This is a genomic window from Ereboglobus sp. PH5-10, from assembly GCF_029504735.1.
In the GTDB taxonomy this organism is placed as follows: domain Bacteria; phylum Verrucomicrobiota; class Verrucomicrobiia; order Opitutales; family Opitutaceae; genus Ereboglobus.
In genome coordinates, this window is sequence record NZ_JAQFIP010000003.1 from 67,188 (window position 1) to 82,692 (window position 15,505).

10 protein-coding genes are annotated in these 15,505 nt (G+C 59.8%); 8 read left to right on the forward strand and 2 right to left on the reverse strand.

Annotated features, from left to right (window positions below; genetic code table 11):
* Positions 1–22: 22 nt before the first annotated feature.
* From M2447_RS03680 to M2447_RS03715, 8 genes are all read left to right on the forward strand, one after another.
* Positions 23–6,253, forward strand: a complete 6,231-nt coding sequence (locus M2447_RS03680) for an MG2 domain-containing protein (RefSeq protein WP_277557446.1) — start codon at positions 23–25, stop codon at positions 6,251–6,253.
* Positions 6,254–6,426: 173 nt separating this feature from the next.
* Positions 6,427–7,290, forward strand: a complete 864-nt coding sequence (locus M2447_RS03685; protein WP_277557447.1) for a prephenate dehydrogenase/arogenate dehydrogenase family protein — start codon at positions 6,427–6,429, stop codon at positions 7,288–7,290.
* Positions 7,287–8,606, forward strand: a complete 1,320-nt coding sequence (gene aroA, locus M2447_RS03690) for a 3-phosphoshikimate 1-carboxyvinyltransferase (RefSeq protein WP_277557448.1) — start codon at positions 7,287–7,289, stop codon at positions 8,604–8,606. Before M2447_RS03685 ends, aroA begins: the two co-directional genes overlap by 4 nt.
* Positions 8,607–8,773: 167 nt before the next feature.
* A complete protein-coding gene (locus M2447_RS03695; protein ID WP_277557449.1) occupies positions 8,774–9,424 on the forward strand; it encodes a (d)CMP kinase in 651 nt (216 codons plus the stop codon).
* 115 nt (positions 9,425–9,539) lie between these two features.
* A complete protein-coding gene (locus M2447_RS03700; protein ID WP_277557450.1) occupies positions 9,540–10,199 on the forward strand; it encodes a lysophospholipid acyltransferase family protein in 660 nt (219 codons plus the stop codon).
* Positions 10,200–10,293: 94 nt separating this feature from the next.
* A complete protein-coding gene (locus tag M2447_RS03705; protein ID WP_277557451.1) occupies positions 10,294–10,872 on the forward strand; it encodes a hypothetical protein in 579 nt (192 codons plus the stop codon).
* A gap of 153 nt (positions 10,873–11,025) precedes the next feature.
* Positions 11,026–11,604, forward strand: coding sequence for a hypothetical protein (locus tag M2447_RS03710; protein WP_277509877.1), 579 nt, complete (start codon positions 11,026–11,028; stop codon positions 11,602–11,604).
* A 201-nt stretch (positions 11,605–11,805) separates the two neighbouring features.
* The gene (locus M2447_RS03715) at positions 11,806–12,402 is read left to right on the forward strand and encodes a hypothetical protein (RefSeq protein WP_277509876.1); all 597 of its coding nucleotides are present in this window, start codon (positions 11,806–11,808) and stop codon (positions 12,400–12,402) included.
* Between the two features lie 76 nt (positions 12,403–12,478).
* Here the strand turns inward: M2447_RS03715 and M2447_RS03720 are convergent, their stop codons facing one another.
* Positions 12,479–13,576 carry a Gfo/Idh/MocA family oxidoreductase gene (locus M2447_RS03720; protein ID WP_277557452.1) on the reverse strand — a complete coding sequence of 366 codons (1,098 nt, stop codon included), beginning with the start codon at positions 13,574–13,576 and terminating at the stop codon, positions 12,479–12,481.
* 88 nt (positions 13,577–13,664) lie between these two features.
* Positions 13,665–15,434 carry a DUF5696 domain-containing protein gene (locus M2447_RS03725; RefSeq protein WP_277557453.1) on the reverse strand — a complete coding sequence of 590 codons (1,770 nt, stop codon included), beginning with the start codon at positions 15,432–15,434 and terminating at the stop codon, positions 13,665–13,667.
* Between the last annotated feature and the right edge of the window lie 71 nt (positions 15,435–15,505).

Below are 15,505 nucleotides of genomic sequence, written 5' to 3' on the forward strand. Positions count from 1 at the left end.
CTCGCTGCACTTCCTCTTCGCCATGCACCTCCGCCGCCTCGCCCTCGCACTCCTGTTTTCACTCTTCACCCTTCACCCTACACTCTTCGCGGCAGACCGCGCCGCGGACTGGCGCGCTGTCGCCGACGCACAAAAAGCAGGCCAGCCCCAAACCGCCGCCGCCGCGCTCGACAGTATTATCACCAACGCGCTTGCCGATGGTTCTCATGCCGAGGCGCTGAAAGCCATCCTGCAAAAAACGCAAACCGACGCCTCCGGCGAAAAACAAAAAGAGCAATCCGCTTACGTTATTCGCGCACTCAATGCCTGGCTCGCCGACACGCCGCCCGCCGACACCAACGGCAATGCTCGCCCAACGCTTTCGCCGCAAATGCGCCCGCTTCTTGAAACCGCACTCGCGAAAACTTGGTGGGCGTATTATCAAGCCAACCGTTGGCAACTCCTCCGACGCACACAAACCACCGAGCCCCCCTCCGACGATTTCCTCACTTGGGGCGCACGTCGTGTTCTTACCGAAACCGCCTCGCACTTTGAAGCCGCGCTCGTCGATTCCGACACGCTTCAAAAAACACCCATCGCCACGCTCGCCCCCCTCCTCCTCAAAGGCAAATTCCCCGACGCCTACCGCCCCACCCTCTACGATTTCCTCGTCCACGAGGCTATCGCTTTCTACAGTGCGGGTGAACAAGGTGTTCCCAAATCCGAGGACGCCTTCGAACCCACTCCCGACTCCCCCATCCTCGGCACCCTCGAAGAATTCCTCGCATGGAATACTGCCAGCACTGGGAACGCCAGTGTCTCGCCGGCATTGCGCGCCATTCAACTTTACCAACAGCTCCTCCGCTTCCATCTCAGCGACCCCTTTCCCCCGCATGCCCTCGCCGACGCCGACCTCGCCCGCATCACATGGGCGGCCAAATTCCTCGGCAACAACGACACTACACGCAAACGCCACGCCGACGCCCTCCGTGCCTTCATCGACCGCTGGGAATACGACGACACGCGCATCGCTGTCTTCGCTTGCGCCCGCCTTGCCAAGCTTCTCGAAATCGCCGATCCCGCGGCCTCGCACGCAGCCGCAACACGGGGAGTCTCCATTGACAGGCGCGGCTATGACAAGACCTGCCACGAAATCATAGAGCGCCTCGAGCATCCTTCAATAACCGAACTCATCACCGAATACACATGGCCTGCAGATCCCGACGCAACCATGCCCGGCATCACCGTCCGCTATCGCAACCAAACCCAAATACACTTCCGAGCCATCCCCGTTGAGTGGGAAACCTTCCTGAAAAAAAAGAACAATCGCCTCAGTCGTTTTTCGGAAAAAAATCGCCTCGAAATCCTCTCGCTCGCCCCCTCCAAAACCTGGACTGCCGAGCTTCCCGCCACACCCGATTATTGTTATCGCGAGGAAAAACTCCCCGCCCCTCGCGATCTTGAGCCCGGCTTTTACTTCATCGTCGCCAGCCTCTACAAAACCGACCTCTTTTCCGAGGAGCACAACATCACCGCATTCTCTCCCGTCTGGGTTAGCACGCTCGCCATTGTTCGCAACGAAGCTCGCGACGGTCGCATCTCGGGCTACGTCGTTGACGCCACCACTGGCGAACCCATTGCCGACGCCACCGTCCACGCATGGCAGTCCACCGACAGCAACGAACGCGTCCCGCTCACACCCGCGCGCACAAACATCGACGGGGCATTCGAGTTCGCAAACACCGGCGCATCTTCACGCAAATACCACGATTACACCGTCCTTGCCACGGCCCTCGACGGACAAGCCATCTCAACCAAAACCCCCGTTTACATCAGAAACCCGACAGACAAAGCCAGTGCCTCCAAACAAATTTTCTTTTTCACCGACCGCTCCATCTATCGCCCCGGTCAAACGATCCAGTTCAAGGCCGTCCTCCTCCGCGCCAACGCCGCGCGCGACAACAACAAACCCCTCGCAAACCGCAGTGTGACCGTCGTCCTCAGCGACCCCAACAATAAGGAGGTCTCCCGCGTCGAATTCCGCACCAACGATTTTGGCTCCATCTCCGGCTCCTTCACCGTTCCCGCAGGACGTCTCGCGGGGCACTATCGCCTTCACGCCATCGACAAACAAGGCGGCGCCTCCTTCCGCATCGAGGAATACAAACGCCCCAAGTTTGAAGTCTCGCTCCCCGCGCCCGAAACCGCGCCCAAGCTCGACAGCGTCGTCACGCTCTCCGGCACCGCCATCGCCTACACCGGCGCGCCCATTGATGGGGCCAAGGTCAAATGGCGCGTTCGCCGCCTCGTCCGCGTGCCCGATTGGTGTTGGTGGTTCATCCCCGCAAGAACTGACCGCGAAGTAGCCCACGGCACCGGAGGCACTGATCTCGCCGGAAAATTTACCATCACCTTTGACACAATCCCCGACAAAACCGTCGACGCTAAAAATGAGCCCGTCTTCGACTACGCCATCACCGCCGAAATAACCGACGCCACAGGCGAAACCCGCACGGTCACCCGCGTCATCTCCGTGGGCTATACCGCGCTCGCTGCCACTGTTTCCGCTGGCGAATGGCAAACCACTGATGATCCAGTCTTCTTCAATCTCGCCACAAAAACCCTCGACGGCACCGCCCAAACAACCACCGGCACTCTTGCCATTCACGCCCTCAAGCAACCCTCCACAGTCCCGCAACCCGCGCTCCCCGCCATCTACCGCCACTTTAAAAGCAAGAATTCACCCGAGCCAAACCCCGCCGACATCCGGGGCTGGCCCGAGTCCGTCGTCGTCGCCACGCAAACCTTCACCACCGCCGCCGACACAGGCGTCGCCGAACTCACCGAAAAACTTCCCGCCGGCATTTACCGCGCCATTGTAAAAACCAAGGACCGTTTCGGAAAACCCGTAACCGCACGCACCGAGTTTCGTGTTCTCGAACCCGACTCCAACCGCTACGGCGTCAAGGAAAGTTTCAATCTCGCCGCGCCCTCATGGACAGCCCAACCGGGCGACACCATCAACGCCCTCTGGTCCTCCGGTTACGACAGCGCCCGCGCGCTCGTCAGCATAGAGCAAAACCAAAAAGTGCTTCGCCGCTTCTGGACAAAATCCGGCATCACCCAGCAACAAATCTCCATCCCTGTCAGTGAATCCATGCGCGGCGGCATCACCCTTCGCATCTTCCAAATGCGCGACAACCGCCTCGTCTCAAAATCCCGGGAAATCGAAATTCCGTGGGACAACAAGCGTCTCAAAATCACGTGGGAGCACTTCAATTCCAAACTCGTCCCCGGCGGACGAGAAACATGGGCAGCCAAAATCGCCGGTCCGGATGCCCGTAAAACTGCCGCTGAAATGACCGCGGCCCTCTACGACGCCTCGCTCGACCAGTTTTATTCGCACGGCTGGGGCGACCTCTCCGGCATCTTTCGCAGAAACCGCAACAACACTTCATGGACCGCGACCAACGCCCTGAATTCCTTCACTCTAAAAACTAAAAACACTCCACAGAAACGCACTCGAACTGTCATCAAGTCACCCTATCGGCACTGGAATAACGCGATCTTCCGATACTGGCATAGGAATGCGTTCTCTTTTAGGGATGGTGCTGATGTTGTTGTATTGGAAAAATTCACAGTTAGTAGTGGCCGTTCCAGAAAATCCAAAATTGCTTCGGGCAAGCAAAGCGCACAGCCGACAAGCGAACAAGATGTAGTGAGAGTCGGCGGACTGGATCCAAAGTATGCAGGCTTTAGCATGGACGGGATTACGTTGGCCAGTGGAGGCGGAAACTCGACTGACCGAGCAAACGCCTTTCGGGTATATAATGAAGATGCCGAAACAAAGACCAGGCCATCCTCATCTCCCGCCCCCGACCTGACCGCCGTCACTGCGCGCAAGAACCTCAATGAAACAGCATTCTTCTTCCCGCAACTCCTCACTGATTCGGACGGCTCCGTGCGCATGGAGTTCACCGTGCCCGAGGCGCTCACGCGCTGGAAGTTCCTCGGCTTCGCGCACGACAAACAACTGCGCTCCGCCATCCTCACCGACACCGCCGTCACCGCAAAAGACCTCATGGTGCAACCCAACCCGCCGCGCTTCCTGCGCGAGGGCGACACCGTCGAGTTCACCGTCAAAGTCACCAACATGACGGACAAGCCGCAAACCGGATCCGCCCAGCTCACCTTCGCCGACGCCAGCACGCTGAAAGACATGGATATATTCACCTTTGAAACAATAGATGGTGAAGCTAATCGCCCCAAGCGTCCTTTTACATTGGCACCAAATTCATCGAAAACAATTTCATGGCGCATTTATGTTTCCGACGGCCAGGGTTTCCTCACCTACAAAGCCGTCGCCTCCACCGGCGCGGTCAGCGACGGCGAGGAGGGTTTTCTGCCCGTCCTCAGTCGCCGCCAGCTCGTCACCGAATCCATCACGCTGCCCGTCCGCGACAAAGGCACTTACACATTCAGCTTCGACAAACTCGCCGCATCCGCAACCGACACCACCCTTCGCCACGAATCCCTGACCGTGCAAATGACCGGCAACCCCGCTTGGTATGCCGTGCTTGCGCTGCCCAACCTCATGGAATACCCGCACGAATGCACCGAGCAACTCTTCAACCGCTACTACGCCAACGCCCTCGCCGCGCACATCGCCAACTCCGACCCGAAAATCGCGCGCGTCTTCGAGCAATGGCGCAACACCCCCGCGCTCGAATCGCCCCTCCTCAAAAACGAGGACCTCAAATCCGTGCTCATCGAGGAAACCCCGTGGCTGCACGACGCCACGCGCGAAAGTGAAAACCGCCGCGCCATCGGAAATCTCTTCGATGCCAACCGCACCGCCGCGCAAACCCAGGCCATCATCGCGCAACTCGCCGAGCGCCAGATGAACGACGGACTCTGGGCATGGTTCCCCGGCGGACGCGGCAGCGACTACATCACCCGCTACCTCGTCGCCGGATTCGCGCGCCTGCGCCACTTCGAGAAAAAATCCGTCCAGGGGGGCGCGCGCGTCCCGCGTGCTGACACAGGCGTCCCGCCTGTTGCCCAAGCCATGCTCAAGCGCGCCGTCACCGCGCTCGACGCCGCCCTCGCCAAACACCACGCAGAGCTCATTGCCACGGAAGACTTCAACCCCGCCGACAACCACATCCGCAGCGCCGACGCATTCCAACTCTACACGCGCAGCTTCTACCTGAAGGAAATCCCCATCCCCGACACCGCCCGCGCCGCCTACGACTTCTACGCCGCGCAAGCCCGCAAACACTGGCTCTCGCTCCCGCGCCAATCCCAAGGCCACGCCGCTCTCGCGCTCGCCCGCATGGGCGACACCGCCACACCCGCCGCCATCGTCACCTCGCTCAAACAACACGCCAAAAACCACGACGAACTCGGCATGTATTGGGCCGACACCAACCGCGGCTGGTTCTGGTGGCAGGCCCCAATCGAAACCCAGGCGCTCATGATCGAAGTCTTCGACGAAGTCGCGCGCGACTCCCAAGCCGTCTCCGACCTCCAACTCTGGCTGCTCAAGCAAAAGCAAACCCAAGCCTGGCCCAGCACCAAGGCGACCGCCGACGCCGTCTACGCGCTGCTCCTGCGCGGCGCCGACAAACTCGCATCCGACGCCCTTGTCACCGTTTCACTTGGCGGCAAAAAAATCGCCCCTGCCCAATCCGAAGCCGGCACCGGCTATTATCGCGAACGCATCCCCGGCCCCTCGATCACACCCTCAATGGGAGAAAAAATCACCGTCACCAAAACCGACGCCGGACCGGCGTGGGGCGGCGTCACCTGGCAGTATCTTCAAACCATCGACAAAATCACCCCGCACGAAGGCACGCCGCTCACGCTCAAGAAAACCCTCTGGAAACAAATCAACACATCGAGCGGCCCAACCCTCGTCGCGCTCGACAAAACCAAGCTCGAACCCGGCGACACCCTCATCGCGCGCATCGAACTGCGCACCGACCGCGACATGGAGTTCGTGCACTTGAAAGACCAACGCGGCAGCGGCACCGAGCCGGTCAACGTCCTGAGCGGCTACCGCTGGAAAAACGGCCTCGGTTACTATGAAAGCACGCGCGACACCGCCACGCACTTCTTCATGGACTGGCTGCCCGCCGGCACGCACGTGTTCGAGTATCCGGTGCGCGTGCAACTGCGCGGCGTCTACGAAAGCGGCATCGCCGAAATCCAGTGCATGTATGCGCCCGAATACAACTCCCACTCCGCCAGCACCACCCTCGTCGTCGAATAGGAAAACCCCATCGCGGAAACGCGGAAGAGCGGAAGCACGGAAACAAATCTCATTCTGATTTCCGCCCTTCCGCGCTTCCGCGATTAAAACCGGTTTCAGCCGCGCCATTAAGAAGTGAAAGAGGCCAGGTTTTCTGACTTCTTAAATCTTAAATCTTAATTCTTAATTCCCCCGTGCTCGACCACCTCGCAATTCTCGCTCCCGGACTCCTCGGCGCATCAGTCGCCAAGGCCGCCCGCGCGCGCAACGCCGCGCGGAGCATCACCATCTGGGCGCGCCGCCCCGAAACGCGCGACGCGCTTCGCGCCCAACCCTTCGCCGACACCATCGCCGATACGCCCGCCGACGCCGTTCGCGACGCCGACCTCGTAGTGCTCGCCGCGCCCGTTGAAAAAATCATCGAGCTCGCAGTGCAAATCGCCCCCGCGCTCAAACCCGGCGCCATCGTCACCGATGTTGGCAGCGTCAAGGCCCGCATCTGCCGCGAATGCGCCGCCGCCATGCCGCCGCACGCGCTCTTCATCGGCTCGCATCCCATGGCCGGCAGCGCAAAAAGCGGCTGGGAAAACGCAGATGCCAGCCTCTTCGAAAACTGCACCACCTTCGTCATGCAGCCCGAAAACGAGCTGCAAGTCAGCGCGTTCGCCTTCGCACTCAAAGTCGCCTCAGTGTGCGATTTTTGGGACAGCCTCGGCGCCACCCCTGTCATCGTCACGCCCTCGCAGCACGACGAAATTGTCGCGCACATAAGTCACCTCCCGCAAGCGCTCGCCACCACGCTCGCCGCGCTCCTCGCGAAAAAAAATCCCGAGTGGCGCGACTACGCCGGCAACGGCCTGCGCGACACCACGCGCATCGCCGCGAGCGACGCCACCATGTGGGTTGATATCTTTCAACAAAACCGCAACGACATCCTCCGCGCCCTCGACGCCTGCCAGGCCGAGCTTGCCGCCTTCCGCGACGCCCTCGAAAAAAACGACTGGCCGCAACTCCGCGCCCGCCTCGAAACCGGCAAACAATTCCGCGACGCGTTATGAACCCGCTTCCCGCGCAACTTCCCGTCATTCCGATCACGCGCCCCGTCTCCGGCGAAATCACGCTGCCCGGCTCGAAAAGCATCACCAACCGCGCGCTCATCCTCTCCGCGCTTTGCGACGCCCCCGTCACGCTCACCGGCGCGCTTTTCAGCGAGGACACCGCGCTCATGATCGCCGCCCTGCGCCAGCTCGGCCTCGAAATTGAAACCGACGAACTCGCCCGCACAATTCGCGTCTCCGGCCAATCCGCGATTCGCAATCCGCAATCCACATTCACCGACATTCACGTTGGTCTCGCCGGCACCGCCGCCCGCTTCCTCACCGCGCTCTGCGCCGCCGCGCCGCGCGGCGTATATCGCATCGACGGCGTTCCGCAAATGCGCAAGCGCCCCATGCGCGGCCTGCTCGACGCGCTCACCTCGCTCGGCGCCGACATCCATTTCCTGGGCGAGCCGCACCACTTTCCCGTTGAAATCCACGCGCGCGGCCTGCGCGGCGGCCCGGTCGAAATCGACGCCACGGAAAGCAGCCAGATGCTCTCCGCGCTCCTCATGATTTCGCCGCTCTGCGAAACACCGCCCGACATCCGCCTCTCCGCCCCCGTGCGCCAGCCCTTCGTTGAAATGACGAAAAGAATGATGGCGCAATTCGGATTAAAAAACGCAGCGCAAACCCATGGACTGGAAGCCCGTGCCACCGCCTACGCCATCGAGCCCGACGCCACCGCGGCCAGCTATTTTCTCGCGCTCCCCCTCGTCACCGGCGGCACACTCGCGCTCAATGCCCTTCGCGGCCCCGGCTCCGGCAGTCTGCAAGGCGACACCCGCTTCGCCACCGTCCTCACGGAACTCGGCCTCGGTATCCAAGAAACGGATACAGGCCTGACCGCCACCGCCGCGCGACTGTCCGCCATTCCGCATTCTTACAATTTCAACGAATTTTCCGACACCTTCCTCACCCTCGCCGCGATCGCGCCGCTCCTTCCGCATCCCGTGCGCATCACCGGCATCGCGCACACGCGCAAACAGGAAACAGACCGCGTCGCCGGCATGGCGCGCGAGCTCGCGCGCCTCGGCCAGCACGTCATCGAAACCGGGGACTCGCTCGAAATCCACCCGCGCCCGCTCCTCGCCGGACAAACCATCGACACCTATCACGACCACCGCTTCGCCATGAGCTTCGGCATTCTCGGCTGCCACGACCTCCACGGCGACGGACGCCCCTGGCTCACCATCGACAACCCCGCCTGCTGCGCGAAAACCTTTCCTGATTTTTTCGAGCAACTCGAAAAAATCAGGGAAAAGCTGAAGGACTGAAGGACTGAAGGGCTGAAAGAAAAACAACGCATCAGCAAAAAATCTCAAATCGCGCGCACATATCCACATTTTCACACTTCACCTTTCACGCACAAATCCTACAGCCTTGGCAGATTCGCACTTCGTTCGGAACAGCCCTTCAGTTCTTCAGCCTTTCAGTCCTTCACATGTCTCCCTTCATCATTGCCATCGACGGCGGCGCAGCCTCCGGCAAATCGTCCACCGCCCGCGCGCTCAGCGAGCGTTTCAACCTTCTGCATGTTGACACCGGCTCGTTCTACCGCGCCATCGCCGCCGAGCTCCTTCGCCGAAACCTCACCCCCGACGATCTTCCCGCCATCCGCACCGCGCTTCCGGAAATCAGCCTCGACACACAAGTCAACGGACGCACCGCGCACATGAAAATCGGCGGACACCCCATAGACACCGCCGAAATCCGCACGCCCGAGGTCAACGCCACCGTCGCCCGATTCGCCGCCATCCCTGAAGTCCGCGCCGCGCTTCTCGCCTACCAGCGCGGGCAGGCCGATGTCGCCTGCACTCACGACCTTCGCGGCCTCGTGATGGAAGGCCGCGACATCGGCTCGGTTATTTTTCCCGACGCGAACCTCCGCTTTTTCCTCGACGCCGACCCCGTCAAGCGCGCCGAGCGCCGCCGGAAGGAAGGCCTGATGGACAAAGTCGCCGAGCGCGATGTCCTGGACAACATTCGCCTCCGTGAAAGCGCCAAGGGTGCGATCATGATCGACAGCACAAACCTCGACCTGCCCCAAGTCGTCGAAAAAATCTCCGGCATCGTCGCTGAAAAACTCACATGAACCGCATCAGCCAGCAAGGTAGGGCGAAGCCTCAGGCTGAGCCGCAATCATCCGCAAACCCAAGTCGCTCACGGCTCAGCCGGAGGCTTCGCCCTACCCTCGCAAACGCGCGCGCATGAGCTACGCCTTTCGCCAAATCGAAATGGATCGCTGGTATGGGTTTTTCCTCTACCTCGACGCCGTGTTGATGGACATCGCGTTTCGCGGCGATGTTTACGGCCAGGACAACCTGCCCAAGCGCGGGCCGTATATGATCGCGTGCAACCACGCCAGTTTTCTCGACCCGCCGCTCGTCGGCGCGTTTCTGCCGCACCAAGTGCGCTTCTTCGCGCGCAAGACACTTTGGAAACCCGGCTTCGCGAGCTGGTGGCTCAACGCTGTCGGCACGATTCCCGTTGACCGCGACGGCGGCTCCGACGTGAAGGCGATCAAGGCCGTGCTGCAAACGATGAAGGACAAGAAGGTCGTGATCATGTTTCCCGAGGGCACGCGCTCGCCCGACGGTAGCCTGCAAACCGCCAAGCCCGGCGTCGGCATGTTTGCCTGTCGCACGGGCGTGCCGATCGTGCCCGCGCGCATTTTTGATTCGCACAAAGCCTTCGGCACCGATGGGAAACTCCACCCCTGCACGCCGGTGCCGGTCGTCTATGGCAAACCGCTCGGCCCCGCCGACTACGACGATCCCTCAAAAGGCAAGGAACGCTACCAGCACGCCAGCGACATCATCATGTCGCGCATCGCCGAGCTCCAGCGCCCCAACCCGCCGGTGATTTGATCCAGGTGAAGACATCCGCTTGCCCAACGCAGCGGATTGCGCCACAAAAACGGATGTCCCAACGCCCCTTCCCTGATTAAAAAAATCACCGAATATGAAAACCGTGAGACAGTTCATGATAATAATGCTGGCGACTGTGCTCTCGGCTGGCGCGCTCAACGCGCGGGACATTTCGGATTACATCAAGGAACTCGACGAGAGCCCGTATCCGGAAATGGATAAGGAATATTATTTGAGGCACTGCATTTGGTTTGAGCGGGGAAAGCACAAGACGACCAATTACGCGCGCGGTGAAATGCTGCCCGTGAACACGAAGGTGACGCTCCTCTATTTGTCCGGCAGCGACATGTCCATTCGGGTGAATGAAACGGGCAAGGTTGTGAAGGTGAACAACGTGATCAATTTTTCGAGAAAACACATGTCAACGATCGCCCGCCTCATGCTGTCACCGAAAGAGGTTTCCGTCAGCGGGGAATTTGCGGAAAGCATCCGCAACGGCGAGCCGCGCCTTGGCATGACAAAGGAGGAAGTCGTCATGACGCGCGGCTGGCCCCCGGCGCACAAGACCGATTCGCTCGTCCGGGACAAATGGATGTATTGGAGCAGCAAGCTCGTCGTGCACACGCTGGAGTTTGAGGGCGAAAAGCTCGTCAAGGGACGCGGGATACACTGAGCGGAAAAACCTGATTGAGGCCTGGCGGGGAGAGACCCCGCGGCCCGCGCGCGCCCTGGGTGCAACGCGGGCTTGAATGCGTTTCCGTTTTCATTTTTTCTAGTCTTAGAACAAAAAACTTTTTCCGTTCAAAAACCTCAAAATCCAAAAAACATGAAAACGCTAAAATGGTTCGCGACATTAACAATGGCGGCTTTGCTCTCATCGGGCGCGCTCAATGCGAGGGATGTTTCCGATTACCTCAAGGAACTCGAAAAATCCCCGGCGCCCGAGCCGGGCAAGGAGTATTACCTGCGCTATTGCATCTGGCATGAAAACGACGCGCACAACACCACCAACTACACGCGCGGCGACCTCGTGCCGGCAAACACCAAGGTGACGCTTCTCGAATTGTCCGGCAGGAGAATGACCATTCGGATAAGCACGACCGGAGCCACCGTGAAAATCGACAACGCGGAAAAGTTCACCCGGAAAAACATGAAAATAATCGCCCGCAACATGCTCTCGCCGACCGAGGTTTCGATCAGCAAGGAATTCGCCGACAGCATTCGCAACGGGGAATTGCGCATCGGCATGACCAAGGAGGAGGCAATCATGGCGCGCGGCTGGCCTCCGGCGCACAAAACCGGCTCGCTTACGCGCGACACATGGACCTATTGGAGCAGCCGCTTTGTCACGCAGGCGGTCGTGTTCAAGGACGGCAAATTGGACGCGGGACGCGGCATCAATTAACCAACTGGCGCGCACCCAAACGCCCGCATGAGGAACCCCGCGAAAAGCCGCGGGGTTCTTTGTTTTTCAGAGGGAAAACAGCCCGCCATTGAAACAAAAAGGTATTTTCCCCGCGCGTCTTTTTTGTAAAAAAACTGAAAACCCAAAAACTTTCGGACTGGAATGAAAACTTTTTAGGCAATTTGAGTCTAATACCAATGTATGAAAACAATAACCCGTTTTGTGGCCGCCGCCCCCCTTGCATTCCTGCTCGCGTTTTGCGGAACGCTTCGCGCCGGAGACATCGCCGATTACGTCAAGGAAATCGAGAAGGCGCCGATCCCAGAGGAAGGGAAAGCGTATTATCTACGCCACGCCATCTGGTGCGAGATGTGGAAATATGACGCGACGAATTATGCCCGTGGCACATTGCTGCCGATCAACACAAAGGTGCGCGTCGAGAAAATGCTCGGCGAAACAATGTCGATTCGCGTGATCTCAAGCTCGCAACTCGTCTGGATTCGCAACCGGACCAAATACACCGACAAGAGCATGTATGAGGTCGCGCGGCGGATGCTTTCGGAAAAGGAAATTTCACTGAAGGGCCACGAGAAGGAAACGGCGGCGGCCATACAAAGCGGGCGAATGATTTTGGGGATGACCAAGGAGGAAGTCATCATGGCCCGCGGCTGGCCGCCCGCGCATCGCACGCCATCGCTCGACCTGAACACATGGGTTTACTGGCCGAGCCGGTTTGTCACGCAGACAATCATCTTCAAGGACGGCAAGCTCGCCGAAGGGCGGGATATCGGCAACTGACGCGCCGGGAGCGCAAAAAAAGCACAGACAGAAATGTCTGTGCTTTTTTTAACGTGTTTTGCGACGATTCGCGTGCTCAGCACTTCGCCGGCCTGCCGGTTTTGGCGCTGGTGTAGAGGGCGTCGATGATGCGCATGAGCGTCACGGCCTCGGTGGCGGTGTTGAGCGGTTTTTCGCGGCCTTCAATCGCGGCGACAAAATTCGCGGCGGCGCTGACGCGCCCCATCGTCTCATCGGGGGGAACGATAATTTCGCGGTTCACGGAATGGCCGTTTTCCTGCGAGTAGAGTTCGCAAGTGTCGGTCGCGGTGGAATCGATGCCATCCTGGCCGAAGAGACGGCGGACGAGTCCACCGGCCTTGGTGCCCTGAAAGGCGACGGAAACCTCCTCGCGTTTGACGAGCTCGGCCCAGGATGACTGCATGGTGAGCACCTGGCCGGTCTTGAAACGGATGAAGCCATGGCAGGCGTTTTCAACGTCGGTGACGCCGTTTTTTGCGTCGGGAATGCCCCACGGTCCCTTGAACTGTTTGTCGGTGATGAAGTCGGTGAAGGTTTGTCCGAGCGCCCATTCGGGTTCGGGGTAGCCCATGAAGTGGAGCGCGAGGTCGAGCATGTGGAGGAGGTCGATCACGGGACCGCCGCCGGAGAGCGCCTTGCTGGTGAACCAGCCGCCAAAGCCGGGAATGCCGGTGCGGCGAACCCATTTGGCCTGCGCGGAGTTGACGCGCCCCGCCACCCCCTGGTCGATGTAGGCTTTCATGGCGCGCGATTCGGGACGGGCGCGGTTGTTAAAATCAAACATGAGCGTGCGCCTGGCCTTTGCGGCGGCGGTGGCCATGGCGCGGGCTTCGCGGGCGTTGAGCGCGGGCGGTTTTTCGCAGAAAACGTGCTTGCCGGCCTTGAGCGCCTGAAGCGCGAGCGGCGCGTGAAATTTGTTGGGAACGATGATTGAGACCGCGTTGATTTCGGGGCAGTCGCGGAGCATTTCCTCAACACTGCCGAAAGAGCGGGCTACGTTCTCGCGCGCGGCGGTTTTTGCGGCGGCGGCGGGATTGGTGTCGGCGATGGCGGCTATTTCAGCGCCCGCGGAGCGGAAGCCTTCCGCGTGGTAGCGGGACATGCCGCCCGCGCCAATGATGCCGATGGTGGTTTTCTTCGAGGATTTTTTCATGGGTTGGGTAAAACGTGCGAAACAATGCGGAGGATGCAAGCCAACTCAATTCCTGCCCGGGCGCGGGCGGCGGGCGCGGGAGCGGCGCTTATTTTCCGGCGACGATGTAGCTCATCGACTTCACTTTCCTGCCGTTGTAATCGAAGTCCGTGGCGCGATAGTTCGTCACGATGGCCGTGCCGTCGGAAAAACTCGTCTTGAACACGTTCTCGGCAATCTGGTCGTGCCCTTCCATCGTCTCATACTGGAGATGCTTGAGGCGTTCGAATTCGTCGAAACCGCGTTTCACGGCCCTGACCGATTCAGCCAGCTCCTCGTCGGTGTCGCAGCGCAAATCCTCCACGCCCATCCAAGCTCGGTTGCCCTCGCGGTAATTCGAGTAAAAATAATACAGCGGGCGTCCGGCGAACTCGATCATCTTCAATTGTGTGAACGGTTTTTTAATCGTGTAATTCGTGGCGCGGGAAAACGGCGTGCTCAAAATGTAACCGCTGTAGACGAGTTGCCAGAACGGCACATGGCGATCCACGAGGCTGGGCAGCGGTTTGTCCGGATCGTAATGAATGGAAACATACAGGGCGTAATCCAGGTGCGGCAAACAGTGGTCGAAGCCGCCCTCCGAGGCCACGCCGCCGAAAACCGACTGGGCGTCGCCCATGATTTTCCGGGCCCATTCGGCGTAGCCTTCCTTGGTCAGGGGATGCTCCGGCGAATAGCAGGCCATCGGGGTGATGATCGAAAAAACGTCGATGTAATGCGCGCCGCGGAATCCGAGATCGCGGATTTTTCGGTGGTCGTCCCTGGCAAAGCGCTCATACATGCGCTGCGGGCAGGCCAGATACGCCACGCCGCCGCTGAGCGGTGGCTTCTGCCGGGCCATCGAGCCGTCCTTGAGGCGTATCACGTCGCGGCCATCGTCCCAAAGCCCGGCGATCCGGGAGACGCTGTAGATGTCGTAATTGCAAGTGTGGCAGACGATTTGATAACCCTCGTGTTGCGTTTTCTTAATCGCGGCCCGGAGTTTCGCCTCGCCGCCGAGCCGTTCGTCAACGGGAAACAGTTGGGGAAACCGGCCGTCGTGGCCGCCGATGTTCCAGCCGACAAGGCAGAACTCCGCCTTGTCGACGCCCTGCTTTTTGAACTCGGCGACGATTTGCTGGAAGCGGTCGAAGGAAACGGCGACTTTCATCGGCGGCTCGTTTTCGGCGTTCTGTTCCTCGACGCTGGTCGGCATCGGTTTCCATCCCATTCGAACCCTCACTTCCATCGACTCGGCGGCGTATTTTAACCCGGGGTTTTCCTTGACCCGGTCGCGAAGCGGGCGGATGAGTTTTCGTTGAAGCTGGAATTGCCGGTAAGTCCTGGCCATGTCGGCGTAGGTGGCGTCCCTGCCGAGCTGGTGAAACTCGATCTTCAGGTCGTCGCAAGCGTCGTCGCCGTGGAGTTCCAGCCGGGGAAAGACGGTGTATTTGTTATCCTCAACCCTCGCCATCTGGAAGAGATAGTAACGCATGCCGGTGGCGATCACCGTCATGGCCGCCTTCGGGGTTTTGACGCCGAACATCGGCATCGAGATGCGCGAGTTTCGATAATGGCCGTCTATCCGGGCCTTGAACTCACCATACATGCCATCGCTGAAAACGTAAAACCCGCCGTCTCCCGCCGTCGCCGTGGCGAAGGGGTGGTGGATTTCGGCGTATTTCACATTTTTAGGAATATCATTTTTTGGGATGTTGAGATAGTGAACGCCGCCCTCCTGGCGGAGCGGGGCGGTTTTCCACTCCGTTCGATCATCCATAAAGGTATAAAAAAGCCTCGCCTCGAGATCGTCCGCGCAGGACGAGACGGAACCAAGCATGAGAAGACTTAACACACACAAAACGAATTGCTGTTTCATCATAGTTTTTTGGGAGCGGGTAATAACAGGCG